At 47.4% G+C, this 21370-nt stretch carries 14 protein-coding genes, 1 tRNA gene and 1 rRNA gene; 10 read left to right on the top strand and 6 right to left on the bottom strand.

Going from position 1 to position 21370, the window contains the following annotated elements; translation table 11 throughout:
* Positions 1–154 precede the first annotated feature (154 nt).
* Positions 155–228, bottom strand: a tRNA-Pro gene (locus tag OZ401_RS14040).
* A 258-nt stretch (positions 229–486) separates the two neighbouring features.
* Here OZ401_RS14040 and OZ401_RS14045 point away from each other — a divergent pair.
* The 9 genes from OZ401_RS14045 to OZ401_RS14085 all read left to right on the top strand — a co-directional run bounded on the left by OZ401_RS14045 (position 487) and on the right by OZ401_RS14085 (position 14315).
* Positions 487–1497 (top strand): CHAD domain-containing protein, encoded by a 1011-nt coding sequence (locus OZ401_RS14045; protein WP_341471095.1) that lies wholly within the window; start codon positions 487–489, stop codon positions 1495–1497.
* 154 nt (positions 1498–1651) lie between these two features.
* The gene (locus OZ401_RS14050) at positions 1652–3199 is read left to right on the top strand and encodes a glycosyltransferase family 39 protein (RefSeq protein WP_341471096.1); all 1548 of its coding nucleotides are present in this window, start codon (positions 1652–1654) and stop codon (positions 3197–3199) included.
* Positions 3200–3439: 240 nt separating this feature from the next.
* Positions 3440–4162 (top strand): magnesium protoporphyrin IX methyltransferase, encoded by a 723-nt coding sequence (bchM, locus tag OZ401_RS14055; protein WP_341471097.1) that lies wholly within the window; start codon positions 3440–3442, stop codon positions 4160–4162.
* A gap of 2 nt (positions 4163–4164) precedes the next feature.
* Entirely contained in the window at positions 4165–8289 is a 4125-nt protein-coding gene (locus OZ401_RS14060; RefSeq protein WP_341471098.1) for a magnesium chelatase subunit H, read from the top strand.
* Between the two features lie 482 nt (positions 8290–8771).
* The gene (locus tag OZ401_RS14065) at positions 8772–9710 is read left to right on the top strand and encodes a DICT sensory domain-containing protein (protein WP_341471099.1); all 939 of its coding nucleotides are present in this window, start codon (positions 8772–8774) and stop codon (positions 9708–9710) included.
* An 83-nt stretch (positions 9711–9793) separates the two neighbouring features.
* The gene (locus OZ401_RS14070; protein WP_341471100.1) at positions 9794–10960 is read left to right on the top strand and encodes a carbohydrate kinase family protein; all 1167 of its coding nucleotides are present in this window, start codon (positions 9794–9796) and stop codon (positions 10958–10960) included.
* A gap of 87 nt (positions 10961–11047) precedes the next feature.
* Complete coding sequence (locus tag OZ401_RS14075; protein WP_341471101.1) at positions 11048–11590, top strand: D-lyxose/D-mannose family sugar isomerase; 543 nt, start codon at positions 11048–11050, stop codon at positions 11588–11590.
* A 20-nt stretch (positions 11591–11610) separates the two neighbouring features.
* A complete protein-coding gene (locus OZ401_RS14080; protein ID WP_341471102.1) occupies positions 11611–12450 on the top strand; it encodes a class I fructose-bisphosphate aldolase in 840 nt (279 codons plus the stop codon).
* 425 nt (positions 12451–12875) lie between these two features.
* The gene (locus tag OZ401_RS14085) at positions 12876–14315 is read left to right on the top strand and encodes an MFS transporter (protein WP_341471103.1); all 1440 of its coding nucleotides are present in this window, start codon (positions 12876–12878) and stop codon (positions 14313–14315) included.
* A gap of 59 nt (positions 14316–14374) precedes the next feature.
* On the opposite strand, the gene OZ401_RS14090 is transcribed toward OZ401_RS14085, so the two are convergent.
* The 4 genes from OZ401_RS14090 to OZ401_RS14105 all read right to left on the bottom strand — a co-directional run bounded on the left by OZ401_RS14090 (position 14375) and on the right by OZ401_RS14105 (position 19347).
* Positions 14375–16357 (bottom strand): DUF2357 domain-containing protein, encoded by a 1983-nt coding sequence (locus tag OZ401_RS14090; protein WP_341471104.1) that lies wholly within the window; start codon positions 16355–16357, stop codon positions 14375–14377.
* 3 nt (positions 16358–16360) lie between these two features.
* Positions 16361–18298, bottom strand: coding sequence for an McrB family protein (locus OZ401_RS14095; protein ID WP_341471105.1), 1938 nt, complete (start codon positions 18296–18298; stop codon positions 16361–16363).
* Positions 18299–18582: 284 nt separating this feature from the next.
* Positions 18583–19008, bottom strand: coding sequence for a hypothetical protein (locus OZ401_RS14100; protein ID WP_341471106.1), 426 nt, complete (start codon positions 19006–19008; stop codon positions 18583–18585).
* A gap of 45 nt (positions 19009–19053) precedes the next feature.
* On the bottom strand, positions 19054–19347 hold the full coding sequence (locus OZ401_RS14105; protein ID WP_341471107.1) for a hypothetical protein: 294 nt from the start codon (positions 19345–19347) through the stop codon (positions 19054–19056).
* A gap of 426 nt (positions 19348–19773) precedes the next feature.
* On the opposite strand from OZ401_RS14105, the gene OZ401_RS14110 reads away from it, so the two are divergent.
* Positions 19774–20775, top strand: a complete 1002-nt coding sequence (locus OZ401_RS14110; RefSeq protein WP_341471108.1) for a ferritin-like domain-containing protein — start codon at positions 19774–19776, stop codon at positions 20773–20775.
* A 467-nt stretch (positions 20776–21242) separates the two neighbouring features.
* Here the strand turns inward: OZ401_RS14110 and rrf are convergent.
* A 5S ribosomal RNA gene (rrf, locus tag OZ401_RS14115) occupies positions 21243–21359 on the bottom strand.
* Between the last annotated feature and the right edge of the window lie 11 nt (positions 21360–21370).

Consider the following 21370-nt stretch of genomic DNA (forward strand, 5'->3'; position numbering starts at 1 on the left):
GATGAAGGTATTTGTTTGGTTGCTTGTAAAGTTCTCTCCGTCAAGCCCTTATGGTCAGGATAGTAGCAGATGTATACCGATTTGTAAAGTAAAATGCGATTAGCAAGCTCTAAAAGGCATACAATATAGGAAAAAGTTATTTAAAATAAAAAGATCGGGGCGAGAGGATTCGAACCTCCGACTTCTTGCTCCCAAAGCAAGCGCTCTACCGGGCTGAGCTACGCCCCGATTATTCGGTTCGCTTAGAATAATGCAACCTGCCTCAAAAGTCAAGGCGAGATCACTATCTCAGCCGGGATGATACTGTCTAGAATAGGGAACGTTTGCTAAAATAGTTGGAGAGAAAAAGAAAAAATTTTGATTACAATTTTACAGTTTAGTTTGTAGAGCAGTTTCTGACCGACAAGCTACCGAAATGGGCAGAGCCGTACCGATTGGAAATATTTATTAGGCTTAGAACTGCACGTCTTTTAATAAGGAAAGAGAATGCAAGAAAATGAATTGGAAAATGAAAAAGACCAACTTTCTCACTTATTAATTACTAATAACCCTCTTATTAATGCTTCTACTGAATTCAAACTACATTCTGAAATGCTCATGTCTGAGGCAGGTCGCCAAATATTAAGGCGTAATCTGAAGAAATTCTTGGAAAATGAAACGCTTGCACGTGACGCAAATGACTCGGAAGGGGTACACAATATGCGGGTGGCGACTCGGCGACTCCGCGCAACTCTGAAATTGCTAGAAGAAAGCGTCTTTGATCCGGTAATAACGCGCCGTTTCAGAAAACATCTGCGCAAACTGGCAAACGCTTTGGGCGCAACCCGTGATAGTGATGTATTGCTACAACACCTCAATGAATATATAAGCCAGCAACTTCCTGAAACTCATACGCAACTGGAAGAATTCCGCCAAGCCATCGTTAAAATAAATCAAAAAGCCCGCGTTGCGATGCTTGATACATTAGGAACTAAAGCTGTGCAACGGCTTTTGCTTGAATTAGAAGCACTTATCGAAACGTACGGAAAAGGGGAACTAAAACCGAGAATAGCTGAACATGAGGTTGCACCAACCCTAGTACGACACTTTGCGGGTAGTTTTATTTGGAAAAGTTATGAGGCGGTGCTGGCATACGAAACTGCAATGCCTGCTCCTTTACCTGTATTACATCGGTTGAGAGTGGCATGCAAAAAATTCCGTTATACCCTTAATTTTTTCGAAGAGGCTTTACCAGAAGAAGCGCACACACTAGTTGATAAAGTATCCCATATTCAGGATTATCTAGGGCAAATGCAAGATCATTGGGTAGGTATTGCGCGGGCAGAACATTTACTTTTGAAACACCCCGATAATGAAGCTATTTTGCATTATCGGGATGAACGTTTGGCAGCTTTGGAAGAAAAGAGAAATGGGTTTGAGTTGATTTGGAAGAAACTGGTTGGTGAAGCATTCAGGCAAAATCTGGCAATGGTTATAGCCGGAGTAAGTAAAAGCTAATATCCTACGAATCGCGCTGTACCCCATCCTGAGCCACCTCAGAGAATTACCTATACTCCCTCTCTGGACAGCTATTTAGCTACTATAGTTTGACAAGCGCGGTTGGGTAACTTATATTAACCCGCTGTTAGCTTGAAAATTCAGGAGTGTATATTTGGTAGAGACTAAGGGGCAGCTACAGGTGACGTGGCTTCTCCCGGCACAAAACTTCATAAAGCAACGAGAGAATACGCTTGTCTGGTTGACGCTGGGATTATTGACTCTAGTGGGATTAGGGTTGCGCCTTTATCACATCGAGAGTATTCCGGCGGTATGGGACGAAGTGTTCAACTACAATGTCGCGCGGCAAGACCTTTCTACTATTGTAAACACTGTTTCAAATGCAATCGAACCGCCCCTATATTATTTTCTGTTTCGCCTTTGGGCTTTTCTTTGCGGGGGCGCGAATAACGAATTTAACGTGCGCTTCCTCTCGGTGCTGATTGGTACTGCTACTATCCCGGTTTCTTACTGGCTGTTCCGGCAATTGGTTGAGCGTTGGTGGGCATTGGCGGGCGCTGCAATGGTAGCAGTCAATGGCTACCATCTTTACTATTCGCAATATGCCAAGAACTATGTGCTGGTAACGCTTTTCGCCTTTGCTTCGCTGGCACTATTTCTGCAAATCATCTCGGATTTCAAGCCGGGCAAATTTGGGCTGGATTGGCGTTGGGCGGTTTGGGCTTTGCTTAATACCCTGATTGCCTATACCCATTATTTTAGCGTATATGTGGTAATCGGCGAATATGTGACGTTAGCGTTGCTAATAGTAATTGGTAGACTCCCGCGCCTGCAAACTTTGCTCTATACTTTCGGTTCCCTGCTGGCATCATTTATTTTGTACTTGCCGTGGCTACCTGTAGCGTTGCGTTCTCTACATGAGCGGGTTTCAGACCCGGGCTGGTTGTATTACAAGCTCGATTTTGATTTCTTTTACCGTCAAGCAGCAGGGTTTCCTAATTTGTTTCTAGGCTTGCCGCTAAAAGATGAATGGTTACTTCGCATGGCTTTGGCGCTGGTGGTAGGGGGTGCGACGGCAGGTTATGCCGCATGGCGTTTGCGCCGACGCACCACTGGCAAAAACCGAGTGTTGGCTTTGTGGATTCTATTGCCTGCCATTATCACTCCCTATATCGGGGTAATGATTTATACCAACAGCCAGCTTGAAACTCGGAACTTTCTGGGCGGGGCTGGCGCGACAATCTATACGTTGCTCTTGTTGATGGGTGAGCGTTTATGGCAATGGAAACGTTTGGCAGGCGCGGTAGTTTTACTCTTTTTTTCAGTAATCTCGATTTATAGCCTCCAATATTATTACCGTACTGCTACACATGGGGATGATTACCGCGTGATGGTGGCACAAATCCGGCAATTGGAAAGCCAACAGCCTCGCCCTGTTCTGATGATACCGATGAAACCGGTTGAGGATGTTTTGCGCTTCTACATGCGAGATGATGAATTGACAGATATTTTGCGTTTGCCCCAACCACCAGAATCGGCGACAGTGCCGCCGCAAGGGTTGGTGATTGCGCTTGACCAACGGTTTGCTGACCTTGATTGGGATATAAAACGACTCATCGGACATCTCCAGACCTATAACCGTAAGATGGGGCAGTACCCATTTCCCGGCGCTCAAGTATTTTACTTTCTCCCTCCCGAATAATGCTATTTCTTCTAGTAGTTCGTACTACATACTTCTTTTACTCACTCTGCTATATTCAGGATAATGTGGGCGAGTAGTATCAAGGTCGCACTACGCCAACTAACTAGGCTAGTTTGCTTGCCTTATAGCCTCACTCGAAACTGGTTTATATTCCACTATATATAAATTTCCCGTTACGGGTCGCTTAAATGCGGTCTTTTTTCTGTATTCCTCATATTTTAAGGAAGCGAGGATTTGTGGATGGCAGTAGCCGACGCGCCTGAGCATTACCCGCTTGACACCCGCAAGCTTGAACTGCGCCGCTATTTCGGAGTCGATGGTTATGAACGCTGGCGCAAGATATATGGCAGTGAGAAAGTCTCCTTTATTCGTCGTACCGTGCGCGAAGGACATAACGCAATGGTAGCCCAAGCCTTAGCATGGGCTTGGGAAAATGGTTCAAATCAACGTGTGCTAGATGCCGGATGCGGACCCGGTCTAGTTTCCAGAGCGTTGGCGCGTGCCGGTTGTACGGTAATAGGCTGTGACCTAGCAGAACAAATGGTTGAAACCGCCGCGCAACTTGCCGCTGAAGAACCACCGGAAATAGCACAGCGCATGAAATTTGTAGTATCCGATCTTGAGTCTATTGGTAATCTCGTACAGGAGCAAGTTGATCTGGCAATATGCCTAGATGTGTTGATCTACTATCCCGAAGACCAATTTGGGAAAATTATGAAACATCTTACCGCTTTGACTCCTAATCGCCTTATCTTTACATATGCTCCTGCTCATCCTGTTTTTAAGGCAATGCACCGGATTGGCAGGCTATTTCCACGCGGACATCGCTCCACCAGTATGCAAATTATTGGCGAAGCGGCGGTACGGCGTGGGCTTGCTACGGCTGGATTGGAACTTTCACGCCAGCATCACTTCAGTAAAGGTTTTTACCATGTAGTGCTGGCTGAAGCTATCAGGAGATAAAAATGAAATTTGTTTTTCTGCTTATAGAGAATAGTGTACAAAGTGCCGCCGAACGTGCCGCTGCGGAAGTTACCCGTAAACACGGCATAAAGCTCGATTTGAAATTCTGGACACTGCGACAATTAAGCGAAGGTTCTCCGGGTTGGCCCGAGTTTGAACAGGACTTCAAAGAGTGCGATATGTTCGTAGGGAACATGGTCACGCTGTCACATCAGGTTGCAGGAGTAGAAAAAATAATCAAGCAATACGGGCCATTGAAGCCCGAACGCTCGATTGTAATTATGAACTCGATGCCCTCTCTGATGAATCTGACTCGGTTAGGCGATTTTGAGTTTAATCGTTTGCTCCAGTTCATGAAGAATAATCCGGTTGCTAAAATTTCCGGTTTTGTGGGTAGCTTGAAGCGCTTAGTTACTAAAGACGGACGCGCCGAAGCCAAAGTTGAAGAATTGGAAGATATTGACCCAGATGAGGGTACCCCGCGCCGCCGCTTGAAACGTCACAAGGCGGTCAAGAAGGGCATGCACAACGGAATGGTCAACCTCATGCGTACCCTTCCCAACATTCTGAAACTGCTCCCCGGTCAGGCTCAGGATGTACGCGCTTACCTAATGATTATGCTCTATTGGGTGAATAGCTCGCCGGAAAACCTTGAGGAGTTTTTCAAATTCGCCATTGACCATTACATCCCTTCATACAAAGGACCTAAGCTCAAATCCAAAGACCCGGTAATCTACCCGCGTCTTGCTATCTTCCATCCCGACGCGCCCGATAAAACTTGGGAAACCCGCGATGATTACGATAAATGGCTGGCAAAGGCGCATCCCAAGCAAGCGGGAAGACCCCGTGTGGGCATCGTGGTTATGCGTGCGCTCTATCTTGCCGGAAATCGTCGCCATATTATTGAACTGATTAAGCAACTGGAAGAAGCCGGCGCAGAAGCAGTGCCATGCTATGCGGCAGGTTTGGATTTCCGCCCTACTATCGAGAATTATTTTCTGGATGAGGACAAGAAGGGGCATGTAACCCCGACTGTTGATTTGGTAATCAACATGAGTGGTTTCTCCTTAGTCGGTGGTCCTGCCGAAAACGATGCTTCGGCGGCAGTTGCCCAGTTTAACCGCGTAAATCGTCCGCTGTGGTCGGTTATTTCGCTGTTCTTCCAAAGTGAGGAAGACTGGAGAGCAAGTCGAACAGGCTTGAACCCGGTACAGGCTGCGCTACAGGTGGCAGTCCCCGAACTGGATGGCGCTTCTGAACCGCGCGTATTTGCGGCGGGCGTAGAGCGCGGACCTGATAAAAGCATGTATCCGCTACCGGATGAGGTTAAAAGACTGGCGCGAAGGGCAGCGCGACAAGCAACCCTATCGCACGTACCGAACCACAGCAAAAAAATCGCGGTGGTGCTTTTCAGCTTCCCCCCCAACAAAGGCAACGTAGGTACTGCTGCTTATTTAGGGGTATTTGAAAGCATTTATCGCCTCATGAAACGCCTGAAACAAGAAGGCTATAACGTCGAAGTACCCGCTAATGCGGAGGAATTACGCAATCAGGTAGTGGAAGGCAACTCGGCTGCTTATGGAACCAGCGCAAACCTTCACACTCATTTGAGTGTTACCGATTACCAACGTCACTTCCCTTATTGGAGTGAAATCGAGCCTTATTGGGGACCACCCCCCGGCGCGTTGCTGAGCGATGGTAGCGGTATGCAAGTGCTTGGTCGCCAATTTGGAAACCTGTTGGTGGGTATCCAACCCTCTTTCGGCTACGAAGATGATCCGATGCGCCTCTTGATGGCTACCAATGCTTCACCGCATCATGGTTTTGCCGCTTTCTATGCCTATCTGGATAAAATCTGGCGAGCGGATGCGGTGCTTCATTTCGGGACACACGGCGCAATGGAGTTTATGCCGGGCAAGCAAGTGGGTTTGAGCGCGAAATGTTGGCCCGATCGCTTAATCGGTGATTTGCCTAACTTCTATCTATATAGTGTCAACAACCCTTCCGAAGGTACTATCGCCAAGCGGCGCGGCTACTCTACGCTTATCAGCTACCTTTCGCCGCCGATGGAAACTGCCGGATTGTATCGCCAACTAATCCAGCTAAAGGATACGCTCAATGTATTCCGTAAAGCTCTGGGAGATGGCTATACTTTTAAGGCACGTGCTGAGAAGACAGCACAAACCGATGCAGCGGATAGCGGCGGAGATAAAGAGCAGGGTCATCTGGAAATGCTGATTGAATCTATCGTGGAACAGGCTGAGGCAATCAACCTGAGACCGCGTGATGTTGACCCGCGCAATGAACCAGAAAAATATTCGTTGGCATTGTACAACGACTTGCTGGAAATTGAAGAACGCCTGATACCGAGTGGTTTGCACATCATTGATGAAGCGCCTGATGTGGCGATGCTTGGTGATATGCTCAACTCAATCGGCAGTTTCTCACGCGGGAAACCCGGTAGCGATGAAGAAGCGCAAGCTCTAACCGAGTTGATTGCAACCGGATTGGGCTTTGATCTTGAAGAAATCCGCGAAAAAGCGCGTGAAGATAACAATTTGTTAGCGCGCTGGGAGAAGATCGAGCATATTCAACGGCAGTCACTCAAGATTTTGGTGGAAGGCTTGGCGCAAGGGCATACCGAGAAGTCAGTAAAAGATGCAGCACGTTACTTGCACTCAATGGCAAGAGTTGAGACGCATCACAGCGAACCAATGTTTGAATATCTGGCAGAAGTGGCTGAAACCCTAAAGCATAATGCCGAAATCAAGCAGATTATACGCGCCTTCAACGGCGAATATATCGAGCCTAGCCCCGGCAACGATATTGTGCGCAACCCAGAAGTGCTACCTACCGGACGCAATATTCACGGGTTAGACCCGGCGTTAGTGCCAAGCCCAATCGCCCGCCGCAACGGTGAGCGCAGCGCAAAGGCAATGCTAGATCGCGCCCGCGAAGAAATTAACTTGCCGGAAGGTCAGTATCCCGAAACTATCGCAATGGTATTGTGGGGTACTGATAACATCAAGAGTGATGGTGAAGGCGTAGCCCAAGCGCTATATCTGCTTGGCACACGCGCCACTACCGATGGCTTGGGCAAGATTAGCAATGTCAAGTTGCTCTCCCTTAAAGAACTTGGTCGCCCTCGCATTGATATTGTGTGTACGGTCAGCGGTATTTTCCGCGACCTGATGCCAAACCAAATGGAGTTGATCGACCGAGCGGTGCGACTGGTAGCGCAAGCGGATGAGCCAGTTGAAATGAACTACGTGCGCAAGCATGTTTTGGAAGAGGTTTCCAAAGGCATGACTTTCGATGAAGCCTGCGCTCGCGTTTTCAGCAATGCGCCGGGTCAGTATGGCGCAAACGTCAACTTTATGGTGGACAATTCCAGTTGGGAAAATGATGATGAGTTGAGTGAAGCCTTCCTGAATCGCAAGAGCTTTGCTTACGGCATCAAGAGCGGTGGCGAAAATTCCCGCAAACTGATGGAAGCTGCTCTCACCCGCGTTGAATTGAGTTTCCAGAATGTGGATAGTGCTGAAGTCGGTATCACCGATGTGGATCACTATTACGAGTATCTGGGTGGCGTGACCAAAGCGGTAGAAAAGCTGACAGGTGGGAAGAAACCGGCGGCGTTGGTTGCAGATAGCATCTCCTCTACTAGTGGCGGGTTAAGTCAGGGCAACGGTATCAAATCGCTAGATGAAGCGGTACGGCTAGAATCTCGCACCAAACTGCTGAATCCAAAATGGTACGAGAGCATGCTCAAATACGGCTACGAGGGTGTGCGAGAAATCGAAACCCGCGTCAGCAATACTTTCGGCTGGAGCGCAACTGCCGGTGCAGTAGATAATTGGGTTTACAGCGATATTGACCAAACTTTTATCGCCGATGCCAATATGCGCGAAAGGCTGACCGAGATGAACCCTTACAGCTTTAAGGGCATCGTGGGCAGGTTGCTGGAAGCTAACGGGCGTGGTTTCTGGGAAGCCGATGCCTCCACTATTGAACGACTCAAAGATATTTATGCCGGTCTAGAAGATGAAATCGAAGGACTTGGCGAAAAAGGCTCCGGTATAATGGGCGCAAACCCTAACGCACGTACTGCCGGGCGCAACCTTTAAGCTGAATGAGAACCTTTCATAAATAGACCAGTACCTTAAAAGCTCCTTCGTGTTAAAGTTTTAGTGACTAAACTAAAACCAAACACGATAGGAGCACTGGAATAATTCCCTACCTGACCTGACCATTAATCGTTCCCTCGCTTAGATCAAAAAATGGCGTAAGCGTCTGAAAAAATACCACCAAATGACCATTCCATTTTGATCAGCCAAAAACGGGTCTGATAGCCTGTTGTAAGTTGGTCAATGGGTGAGATTTTTGCTATACTACTTAACACTTCGCGAGTTTGGGTTTCATTTGACCTTTCCAACAAAATTTGCACAATTTATTGTACAAATTCTCTCAAACTCGTTTTGAGGTTGATCAGACTCTAAAATTTGCTAAAACCATTTGATCGTCACCTAAATATAAACCAATAAATCATCGCGATATTATTAGGCATTTATAAATTTCGCAGGAGTGGTTTTTTCGAAAGGCTCTCAAGATGAAAAAACCTTTGAATTTATCGCTTTTTCAAGCGCTTAAAAAAGTGCTGAAAGATGAAATTGAGATAATTGAACTGCCTAAGCCCACCCTAATTGAAATTAGCCATGTTTTGGAAGACACTGTTATTAGTAACAAACTACCTGCAATGGTTTTTACCGGCTTTCAAGAGAGCAAATATTGGCTAAAAGAAATCAAGCGTTACCGGGAGTTAGCCGGAATAGCACATTCAGTTGCCGTATTTTCAGGTCCTCCTATAGGGGTTTCTCCAAATTCTAAAACAAACCATGAGATTCCCTTTCCCGGATCAGCCGAAGATTTAACTGCAAATACTATCAATATTACGCTGGCTGATAACGATTCTATGCGGCAGGAATGGTTTCTAATAGTGCTAACTAAAGAATTTAGCGTCCTTTTGTGTGGTCTGGATAAGCATGAGCCGGTTTCAATGGAAGCAGAGCGGAAGTTCGAGACGATTATATCTTTCGATCCGGCAGTGATAACAATTGCTCTTGCTTTAATCGAATCTGTACTGGAACATTATCGCCCCGAAAAGCTTAAAATAGTGAAAGAAGGCAGTAAAAATTTCCCGCCTTGTTTACCCACGCCCAAATATCTTTCGATTATTACTTCAAAGTTTATAGAACAAGCTGCTTTCTATCGTCCCTTACTACGCCGACTTGATCAGGAAATTGCGATGCGCGCGACCATAAATCGGCTACTACACGAGGCTGGACAACCTATCACTTCACTTTTGATGCAGCTTGAATTATTAAAGGGCGAGAAATTCCTTAATATTGAGGACTTGAATACTTTACTCTCTTTGAGTGAACGCCTGAAGGGGATTTTAGACCAACTTTCGAAAGTTAGCGAGTTCAAAACAGAAAGTTTTGATGGTTTTCTATATCTTGATATTAATAAACCTCTATTTGAAGTATAAGCAAAAACCAACATTGGATAGTTTGCTCGAATTTATCTATACTATCAAGAATTATAATTCTGCTTTCAAGGAGGAAAGCCCGAATGCCTCAAAAGCCCGAGGTGGTAGTGGCTGGGCTACTATGCCTAGATATAATTCCCTCCCTGCTGAGTAGCGATACCAGCGCCTTGCTTTTGCCTGCACACGTCACTGAAGCCGGTCCACTAACCCTTGCCCTAGGTGGGGTAGTTGCCAATACCGGACTAGCCCTCTACAAACTTGGTATTACGCCGCGACTGATCGGTAAAATCGGTGCGGATACTACTGGTGAGATTATCCGGCAGCTTTTCAAAGCCTATGCGCCTGACCTTCCTGATAACCTATTAGTTTCGCCCGGTGACAACACTTCATATTCTATTGTTCTGAATCCACCCGGTTCAGACCGCGCTTTCCTGCACAATCCCGGTTGTAATTCCAGCTTTACAGCACAAGATATTGATATTGAATCGCTGGCGGAGGTACGTTTATTCCATTTCGGCTATCCCCCTCTTATGCAGAGGCTCTACCGGGACGAAGGGAAGGAATTAATCGAACTATTCAAGCGAGTCAAGGCTACCGGAGTTACTACCGCCCTTGATATGGCAATGCCTGATATGAGTGGATCTGCCGGGCAGGTAAACTGGAAGCGGTTGTTGGAGCAGTTGTTACCCTATGTTGACATTTTCCTGCCCGGTTTAGAAGAGATGCTAGTATTGTTCAGGGAAACGGAAAAGTTGGCGGAAGGTGCTACCCCTGAAGTGGTCGGGGCTTTAGCTGCTCAATTGCTAGAAATGGGCGCAAAAATGGTCGGATTAAAAGCGGGAGAACGCGGGATGTACCTACGCACTGCCGGAACAGAAAAGCTGGCAGGGTTAGGCAGGGCAGCGCCACTTGACCTAACGCTTTGGGCGAATCGTGAATTGTGGTCGCCCTGTTTCGCCACTCAAGTGGTCGGTACTACCGGCTCAGGTGACTCTACTATCGCCGGGTTCTTTCTAGGCTTACTACATGAAATGTCGCCAGAGGAAGCCTTGCGAACCGCCTGTGCTACCGGCGCTTGTAACGTTGAAGCCGCCGATGCCTTGAGCGGGGTGCGCAGTTGGTCGGAAATAAAAGCCCGGCTAAGTGCGGGTTGGTCTCAATTGGAACTTAATTTTGAATCACCGGGCTGGCTTCGGAATACCGCTTCGGGTATTTGGTATGGTCCCTATGATAAACTAAACCAAGGGTAATAAACCCATCACATGAGATTTTCCTGTAGCAAAAAATCAAGTTAATTGGTGGTGTCATTATGATACTAACACCACGGGAGGTATAAAATGATAACGCAAGAGCAACTTGTTTCTGCCCAAGAAAGGGCACGCGAGTATCTGGCAAAAGCCGGAATTGTGCTAACACCACAAGAAGCGGCAAATATAGAGGTAGCCGATCTGGGGCTGGGAGAACTGGAATCTACCGGGCTGGAACTGGTAGTATATGTCAACACCGAGCGGGTTTGTGCCAAAGAACTAATACTTTTTCCGGGTCAAACCTGTCCACAGCACCGTCACCCCTCTGTTGATGGAGAACCCGGAAAAGAAGAAACTTTCCGCTGTCGTTGGGGTACGGTATATCTTTATGTACAGGGCGAGCCAACGCCTAATCCCAAAGGCACACCGCCCAAAGGACGAGAAAAATTCTATACCGTCTGGCATGAAGTTGTACTAAATCCGGGCGACCAGTACACTTTGCCTCCTAACACATGGCATTGGTTCCAGCCGGGATCGGAAGGGGCGGTAGTTTCGGAGTTTTCTACCCGTAGCCGCGATGAAACCGATATTTTTGTTGACCCGCAAATCCAACGCACCACTCAGGTAAACTAACACAAAGGAGATAAAGACTGATGTCTGCTGAAACCGGCAAAGCTCTACGCTATAGCCGCATTGTAAACCCTCAAACCGGGAGGGCAGTTCTGGTTGCACTCGATCATGGGTTGCACCTAGGCGCAACTCCCGGACTTGAAAACCCATCTGCCTTGATGAAAACGCTGGCGGATAATGGGGCAGATGCCTTCTTGTTAGCGCCGGGACTACTGCGCGACTACCGTCCGGTAGCTGAAGCATTAGGACGTAAAGCGCCTGCGGTCATTGTGCGCCTTGATTGGGCTAATATGTGGCGTTCCCCTGACGAACTCGGTTTTCCGGAAGGGCGTACTCGCTTGATTGCCTCAGTGGAAGATGCCTTGCGTTATGGTGCGGATGGTGTGCTGGTCTATTATTTCATGGGTTTAGATAATCCAGACGCGGAAGCGGAACTGGTTATGAATGTTGCACAAGTAGCTAGAGACTGCGAACGTTTGGGGATACCCTGCTTTATCGAACCGATGGCACGTGGTACTCGCGTTGGTCAGGCTATCTATAGCCCAGATTACGTAAAAATCCACGTGCGCCAATCTGTGGAAATAGGAGCGGATGCTATTAAAACAGATTACACCGGGGACAGCGCCAGTTTTAAGGCGGCGATCAATGGGGTGGGACGACCTGTGTTTATCGCGGGTGGTCCGAAAACCAGCGGGGTACGGCAGGCGCTAGAAATGGTATCAGGTGCCTTAGAGGCAGGCGCGAAGGGAATCTTCTTCGGGCGTAACATCTTCCAAGCGAAAGACCCCGCGCGAATGATGCAAGCCAGTGCCCGGCTGATTCATGATAATATCAGCATAGACGAAGCCCTAAGTTTACTTTAACCCCACTCCCAAGTAACCAACCTGATTAAGCGCTTCCGATTTTGCACCGGAAGCGTCTTAATTGTAACTTATAATAGCCCCAAGAATTCGGACGCGAAATGACAGGGAATTAAGGTGATACAATTGGTAAATGACACCCAGAAAAAGTTACAAACCCGAATTTAAGGTACCCTGCCCGACGCTCTCGACGAGACCACTCCGCGGCTCTCAAAGCTCAGCACAAAAAAGAAATCGAACAACTTCACGCTCGAACAGAATGAATTTGATCGAATGGGATAATGGAACAAAGGAAAATACAGCGAGAGAAGGATAATCCCTTGACTCCCGTTGTCAAAAGTGCTAATATACAAATAATAGTCAATCTTGACTAGTCAATAACGAATAATAGAATGCTTGTAGAGTTGAGGAAATATAACACAAAAGAAATGAAACAGCAGAAAGTAAAAGAGAAAAAAGAGCAAACCCCAGAAGCTAAAATGCAACGTAGGGTGCTAACCGTGCTATTTTTTGGCGTTCTAATGGGCGCATTGGATATTGCTATTGTAGGACCTGCCTTATCCGCCATCGGTGAGTCGTTCAATGTTGATGAACGCGGGCTGGCATGGGTCTTTACCATGTATGTGCTGTTCAGCCTGATTTGCAGCCTGATCATGGGCAAATTGAGTGATCGTTACGGTCGCCGTAATATCTTCTTGATGAACATCGCAATTTTTGGAGTAGGTTCGCTGGTTGTAGCACTCTCTCCTAATCTAGCAGTAATGCTGGTCGGACGCGCCCTACAAGGTGGCGCAGCTGGTGGTATCTTCCCGGTTGCGAGCGCGATCATCGGCGATATTTTCCCGGCAGAACGGCGCGGGCGCGCCCTTGGTCTAATCGGCGCAGTTTTCGGCATCGCCTTTATCATTGGTCCAATTATCGGTGGTGTGCTGCTACTAGCGGGCTGGCACTGGTTGTTCCTCATAAATATCCCCATATCAGCAATAGTTTTCTGGTATGGCTTGAAAACTCTACCTGTGCTTAGCACCGGCGTTAAATCGGGGCGTTTCGATATATCCGGTACTATTTTTCTGGCAATCTGGATTACAGGCTTAACGGTTGGGGTAAGCCAGATTGATGCCAAAGATTTGATCGGCAGCCTCGGTACACCATCAGTCTGGATATTCTTGCTAGTAGCATTGGTTGGTTTACCCTTCTTCTTCTTCGCAGAGAGAAGAGCGCTAGACCCGGTAATGCCTCCGCAATTAACCGCTTCGCGACAGCTAATTCTGGCAGGTATTCTAGGAGCAGGTATTGGTTTAGGCGAGGTAGCCACCGTCTTCTTGCCACCATTAGCAGTAAAAGCCTTCGGCGTAACCGAGAGCGTTGCCAGTTTTCTGATGCTGCCGCTGGTAATGGCAATGGCTTTTGCCTCCCCGCTAACCGGGCGCATGCTGGACAAATTCGGCTCAAAAGCGGTGCTGGTAGTCGGTAACTTGATTGCTACAGTTGGGTTCGCCTTGCTGATTGTAGCCGGACAAACCATGTGGGGTTATATCCTCGCCAACATTATCATCGGTTTGGGAATGGGCGCGGTACTGGGTTCACCTTTACGCTATATAATGCTGGCGGAAGCGCCCCTAAAATTCAGAGCTTCGGCGCAAGGCTTGATAACGGTGTATACCGGAATCGGGCAAATGCTAGGCAGCGCCTTGGTGGGAGCAGTTGCTTCCAGCCATGGAGGGGTTGATGGCTATATGCTGGCTTTTCTAAGCGTGGGCGTACTCTCGGCAGTGATGGTTGTGATAGCGCTCGGTTTGAAAGGTCGTCATATTGAACATGGCACCACCGAGAAAGTCTCAGAAGAATCAGAATTGGTTAGAAGTTAAGCGTTACCTGAACTAGTTGGAATATAAGCAAGGGGCATAAAAGCCCCTTTTTTGATTCATTATTCGATAGCGCCTGCCATAAAAAGCAAACGGCGTAGAATCGGGGTCAGTTGGCTGGCAGCGGTGGGACCGGGCAATAAAGGCAATTGCCCGAAACGGTATTCGTCATGCTCAAGCCGATTAGGGAAATCGGGGAAAATCGCCCAAGCGGCAATTACCGCACGGGCGGGTGTGCTGGAAAGCACATCCGAGCGGGTGAAATCGCGGATACTATCGCGGTACTGGTACTTGGCATAAAGGGTGCGCGAGTCACGGCTATAGGTTGCATCAAAGATAACAATGCGGGGTACACGCTCCCCTTCGCTGAATATTTCGATAGCTATATCCGGGCGACGCTTAGTAGAGCCGAAACCTTGGGGCGAATAGTAGCCGTAGTATAAAGGGCCATCACTCGGCAATTGATCTTCGCGCCCACGATATTCCCGATCATAATATACCACTACCCGCTTGCCTAGCGAGGATAATAATTCCATCGAACCGCCGCTATTCAGGATATAGTTAAAGCGGGTATTCTTGCTCAAAATCGAATTTAGGTTAACAGGTCGCCCCTCTTTAGCTACAACCGTAAAGCCCAAACGCTCTACCATCGTTTGCAAAATTATTACGGTAGTCCAATATTCATAAAGCTGGTTAACGCTGCTGAGACGCAAGCCCCTATCCAAACGCTCTAACCCAACGGTGCTAGAAGAAAGATTCATATCCTTATCCAGCGCACTTTCAATGAGTCGAATTTGCCGATAATAGCGGTTTTCGCGCAACACCACGCTAGAACGACGCTTGCCGGGTGGCGGCAAATCTTCCAGAAAAGTGCCGGTGAGCGAATCTTCCAACCGTTTGTGCATCCGATGCAAATCTTTGATATAGCCCTGATTGGTTAGGATTCGGGCAGCCAGCAACGCATTGCGGGTGCGACTACTGCGCTCCTGCTCGCGTTTCGCCGATATAATTTCTTCCAGAAGCTGCTTCTCAATCATTTTCATGAGTTCTACCAGCTTACGCACCACCATTTTTAGGAATCTATTCTCATAGGTATCAAAAGATTCTTCGAGACGTGGCACAGGTAGGCGATTTGGCAAAGCTCTGACGGGCGGTTCTTTACTTTTTTTGTGGGTAGCATTGTAGCGATCTTGCATCTTCTTGAGCTTTTCCTGCCATGCGGCTACCGGAGAGGTAGGCGGAATATGCAATTTCCGAGCAGCATCCGATTTAGGCAAGGACAGCTCAGTTTCTGGCAAATCAATAGCCCGTTCGTCTGGAACTGCGATTGGACTCCAACTTGCCCCACTGCGAGCAGCCAGTTGCAACGCGCTATAGCTCAGGGAACGCATAGTGCTGGCAGGCTCAATCGAGATATAACGGCGCAATTCGCGGTGTGGGCAATCTAGGATTAACGGCAGCACCCCAATCAACCGATCGTAATGCGCTTTCACTACTTCATAGCGCACTGCGGCGGGGCTTTTCCCGCTGGTTAGCACCGCTATTTCATGGGTACGCCCACGCTCACTGTACAGCACCTTTTCATTCTGCTCTCGCAGTTCATCGCGCATATATTCATAGTGCTGTTCCGCCAAACGCGATACTTGAAACAAGATGTTGGCAGTGAAACCCGACACCGGAATACCGCGATAAAGCAAAGTTACGCTACAGTCTCCGGCGTACTGTTCCTCTTGCATACGCTGCTGCCACTCGCGGGTGCTGACCTTGTTATTGGCGCGGCGCGTATTCCAATGCACCGGAATACCCTGTGTAACATCATCCCGTTCCAGTTCAAGGGTAATGGCGTAAATATCAAGCGGCAGGTCGCCGGTATCTATTTCAAACTCAAGACGCTCTCGCTCGCTCAACACTACTTCGCTACGCCAGTGTAAGGTGCGGCGATTGACCGTCACCCTAATCCGCGAGAGCATCTCGATCTCAAAGTCACTCAAACCGCTGGCTATAAAAGGCTGGTTTGAAGAAGAGTTTAAACCTGAAGATGCCATAAACTACAACTGCCCTATGACTATTTCTTCTTCCTGTAACCGCGCGATTAGCTCATTCACCATTTCGCTGCTACGCTCGAAAAGCGGACGATCGGTTTCAGCGTTGCGCGTTTCCTGATCAAAATAGGTGTTGAGCTTTTCAAGCATAGAAGTTTGGCGGTTGTGGTCGCTGCTCACTTCCAATTTAACCAGAATCTTTTGTACTGCCTGAATATCAAGAGCGGCAGCCATCGAAAAATAGCCCGACTGATAGGCTTCATTTACCCAATCGAGTATCTCGTGTACGGTGCGATAGCCGAACTGCTGCCCGGCTTCGGCAAGACGCAAATTAATTTCCTTGAGGTGCGTACCGACAAAATCGAGCAGCACTTCGTCATAATCGCTGCGCAGTAAATCCAGCATATGCCCGATTTCGATGCGGTCAATTTTGATGATATTGGCGCGATCCAGCACTTTCCGGCTAAAAGTATGGGTTGTTTCATCCAGATTTACCGTTCCGGTAATGCACAGGTTGGGCGGAATATATAAATCCTGCTCAATATCATCATCAGAGCCTTGCGGTTGGTCGTATAGGCGAATCTTGCGCAGATCGCCTTCCACTTCCAAACGGCTCAGGAAGTCGCTGAAGTAATACTCGGCGCGCGCTAGGTTCATTTCATCCAAACAGACGAAATATTTACGGGCGTTTTTACCGTTGCGCCGCCACTCGATGGCAGCGTTGGAGACATGGCGACAAAATTCGGTTGGGATAAACCGTTTGTTGAGGATGTCGTAGCTACCAAGCAAGCTCTCGTTGCTTTGCCAATCCGGGCGTATCGAAACCAAACAGTATTTGCCGTTCATCGCGTGCGCATAAACTTCGGTGAGGCGCGTTTTGCCGCCGCCCGATACACCGGTTAGGATTACAAAAGGCTTGGATATGAGGGATATGTGGTAGCGCCAGATAAGCTCGTCCGGGTAGTATAATTTTTCTTCGCGTAGGAATTTGATAACCCGTTCCACCTCAACTGCCACCGCTTTGTTAAGGCGTTGGGCGGGTGGGGGCGCAACCTGCAAAATAGGCTTGGAACTCCCGTTGCTTTGGCTGCTTTTGTGGCGATTGGTGTCGTTGCCTTCGCCCACCAAATCAATGATTTTTGTGAGCCGATCTACCGTAAGATCGCAATGCTCTGCATCAGAAATACGCCCGGCGGTGCGCATTTCGCCCGATTTCAATTCATGCTGTTCCTGAATGCGTTGGAGAAAGGGAATTATAGCGCTGCGGTCAATTTTGCGGACATATTTACTAAAGGTTTCGCTGCGAACGCTCCGATTCCAGATGGGGGTGCTATCAATAAGGCTGTCGGTGAAACGAACCGAAAGGTCTTGCCTACCGGTGATAAGGTAGTGGGGACGACCCATCAACATTCCGTCTCGGCTATCGCGCCTTTCCACTTTATCAACTACATAAACCCCTACCAAGTAATTGAAGATACCGCGATTCGTCCAAAAGAGCATTATATTGCCGGGCGCTACAGTTGATAGAAATTCACTATATTCATCATCAGCGGGTTTCCATACTTTATATTCATCTTTACCAAATAACCCTAAATCGTAGCAACGGGATTCACCTTTTTCACAATACATTTGGCGGAAATATTCAGGTGCGCCACACAATACTCTTACTGCATTAGGACAAATCGTTCCATCAAATCCGTTTATATGGCGATTTACTTTTAATAATAAACAATTATCTAGAGTAATATTATAATTCATTCGTGGGGGATGTTTAGTTTCAATCGGTAATTTAGTTATATCTACCGCGCTAAACACTTGGCGCATGGCTTCATTTACAGGTATTTCGGGGGGGCTTTCATCAATCATTTTATTTTCATTACTTTCCTCTATTTGGGTATCGCCTGTTAAAGGCTCATGGTCAGAGGCGGTAGTCTCAAATGACATCACGCTACTTCCTTTCAAACCTTTCCCGGTTTCCGGTTACACAAATTATTATTTAAAAGGCGCACAGGCGCGCGCCACAACAGTGAGATGTTTTAGTTCCGCAGGGGACGGTGCCGAAGTATCGGTTATGCCCTAACCGGCAGAGTCATTACTAAAGTTTACCCTTTTAAAGGGGTAAACGCAAGCCTAAAGGCGCGAACCATCTATGCAGCAGACATTTCCATGAAATAAAAAACCCCAAGCCAAGAAGTGGATAGGGGTAAATATTATTGGATTATTTCAAGTTAACGTGCCAGTATAAACGCCAGCACTATCAGCAATATTATCATCATAACAGTCAAGGCTGCTACGGTTATAATATCAGAGCGGATAAAAGTATATTCCTGCTGGCGCGAGGTGCTTTGCTGCTGCCGAGAAGCGTTTGCAGAAGCGATACGCCGCGAAACCGCGCGGTTTGTTGCAGCACTACGTGCCTCCGACTCAGCGCTAATATCGCTCTGTTGTACCGGACGTAGAGGTAAAGACTGACGTATCACTGTTTCAACTTTTTCTTCAGGTAAATTAATGTCGGGGGCAAGTGTATTGCTACTTACAAACTCTTGCTCTTCATTTTCATCATTATCCGCATAGGCGGTAGATACCAGCGGGCGAGTTGCCGATTGTCGCTTGGTAGTTTGCTGGGCACGAGCCGAGCGGCTCTTTTTAGGCATAAAAGTTACTATCTCCTCAATATATTATTTTCGGGGCATTCTGACTCACCTAGGACGGGTTTCTTCGCTAACTACAGTAAACTCGCCCTCAATAGTGGTTTTCACGCTTTCGCCTTTATTACCATCCGGATATTTCTTGCGTAAATAATTGTCGGAAAGCCAGGTGAACAGTGCCGCACTCAGCAGTATTATTGTAAAATCGTCTGCAAGACCCCATACAGCATAGGCATTGAACAATCTGCCTACCGGAGTAAAATAAAACGGAATTACCAGAAATGGTATTAGCTTATAAAGGAATGGCACTCGCTTGTCTGACAAATTGCCTATAGTGCGAGGCAATAAAGTGAGGAACCACCTCATTCTAAAAAAATTCAACATAGCCTTTGCTCCTATTTTGAGCGCCCGGCTATCTGTTTTATTACAGACCCGGTGTACAATTATATCCTTTTTGAGTTCTTATAGCAACCGCACCAATGGGTGCAAGGGGCATCCTTTCCTCAGGAGCTGGCTTAAAACACGCTTGGATGACATCCCGAAGTGTATGTAAAATAGCTGGATTTACAAACCAACTTGTCCTCTACTCGTCCCCAACTGCCTCCAGCCTTTTTTACCTATGCCCCTTCCCACAACTTGCCTGACGCTACCCAACTCCGCTCTCTGGTATAGAATAAATAGTCGAACAACATTTACGGTTGGGGTACTACAGGCTATAATTAACCAGAATTTTGAAACAGTCATAAAGAAAACATCGAAAGGATTGTGCGAATGGCTTTTTCAAGTGAAGATGCACGGGCTAAAAAAGCAACCTCTAATGAAGAAATCGTAGCGTTGCTGCTGGAAGATATGAAAGGCGAACACGCCGCTATTATCCAATACTTGCAACACGCCTATAAAATCGGTGAAGCAGGGGGCGAAATCCCTTCCGAAATCGAGGGAATTGCCCGCGATGAGATGCGTCATTTCCGTTGGTTGGGTGAACTGGTAGCTGAGTTGGGGGGCGAACCTAACATGCAGCGCGACCCAATCTTCTTGGACAGTCCCTCCACCAACGACCTTTTGTCGCTCGATGTAGATGCCGAACAGCGAGCGATTGACCAGTACCGCGACCATATCGCCGCAATTGATCATCCTAAAGTAACCCTTTATCTCAACCGTATTCTGATGGATGAGTTATTTCATCAGGGTAAATTCAAAGATTTTGTTGAGGAAATGGGCGGCAATCAGGCTAAAGAGGCAGCCTCTAATGATACAGGTCCTTGGAATAAAAACCCCAACCCCCTATCCAAAGACCTAGAGCTTAATAGCGCAGGACAAGTGGTGGCAGCCGACCTAGAGCGCAAGAACCGTGATGACCATCCCCTAGTTAAAATGCTCAATTCCCGCGTTCAAATGGAATACGAAACTATCCTAATCTATTTGCATCAAGCCTTTATCAGTCGCAACCCAACCCAGCGTGACCATCTTATCAGCGACCGGGCGGTCTGGCATATGACTCACATGGGTACGCTAGGAGAAGCAGTTGCCGAATTAGAAACTCGCCCAGAAATGGAACTGGATTTCAGCAGCGCATTTCTTTCAAAAGTCCCTGTTGAACCTGAAGAATTTAATAATTGGGCTATCGGGCGCGAAAAAAGCCTGTTGGAAAATACCGAAAATCTGCTAGAAGAGACAGGAGACATCGATGAGGGTCTGACAAATGAACTGAAACGGCTAGAAGGACACAACCGCTTCCAGGTCGAGCAGTTTAAGATTGAAAAGAATAATTAAGAATTACTCCATAAAGTAAGTTGGCTTCAGCTATAACTGCCTGAAAATATAATTACCCAAGCTCAAAGGCTACTACCATCCCCTTGAATTTGGTATACAATAAGGCTGGTTTTATAACTATCCGATTTAGCAGGAGCCAATAGCGACCTGCTAAAACACCGGCACCTCCTCGCCAACCGTTTCAAATAGGTCCGTAAATCAGCATTGACACCTTCGATGGTAAAGGTTTCTTCCTTTAATTCACTGACTCGCATTCCAGTGCTAGCTTCGGATGCCACAGCAATTAGCGCCTTATTTGCGCAACATGGTGAAATTGCCTACCAGATCGGCGTAATTGAAAAAAGATAACTTGCTGATTAGACACTCCCAGAATTATGTAACCCTTCCCAATTTCGGGGAGGGTTTTTTAATTTGGCACAAAGAAGGGGTCAATACAGGAAATAGGCGAGTAGGGGTATAAAACGAAAAAGCCGCAGCGACCTATCTTGGCACTACCCTGCGGTAGGACTATTTTCGGTGCTGAGGCGTTTCACTTCTAGGTTCGGGATGGAGCTAGGTGGGTCCACCACGCTCTTGCCACGGCTTTTTCGTTTTC

The organism is Candidatus Chlorohelix allophototropha (genome assembly GCF_030389965.1).
GTDB classification, from domain to species: Bacteria; Chloroflexota; Chloroflexia; order Chloroheliales; family Chloroheliaceae; genus Chlorohelix; species Chlorohelix allophototropha.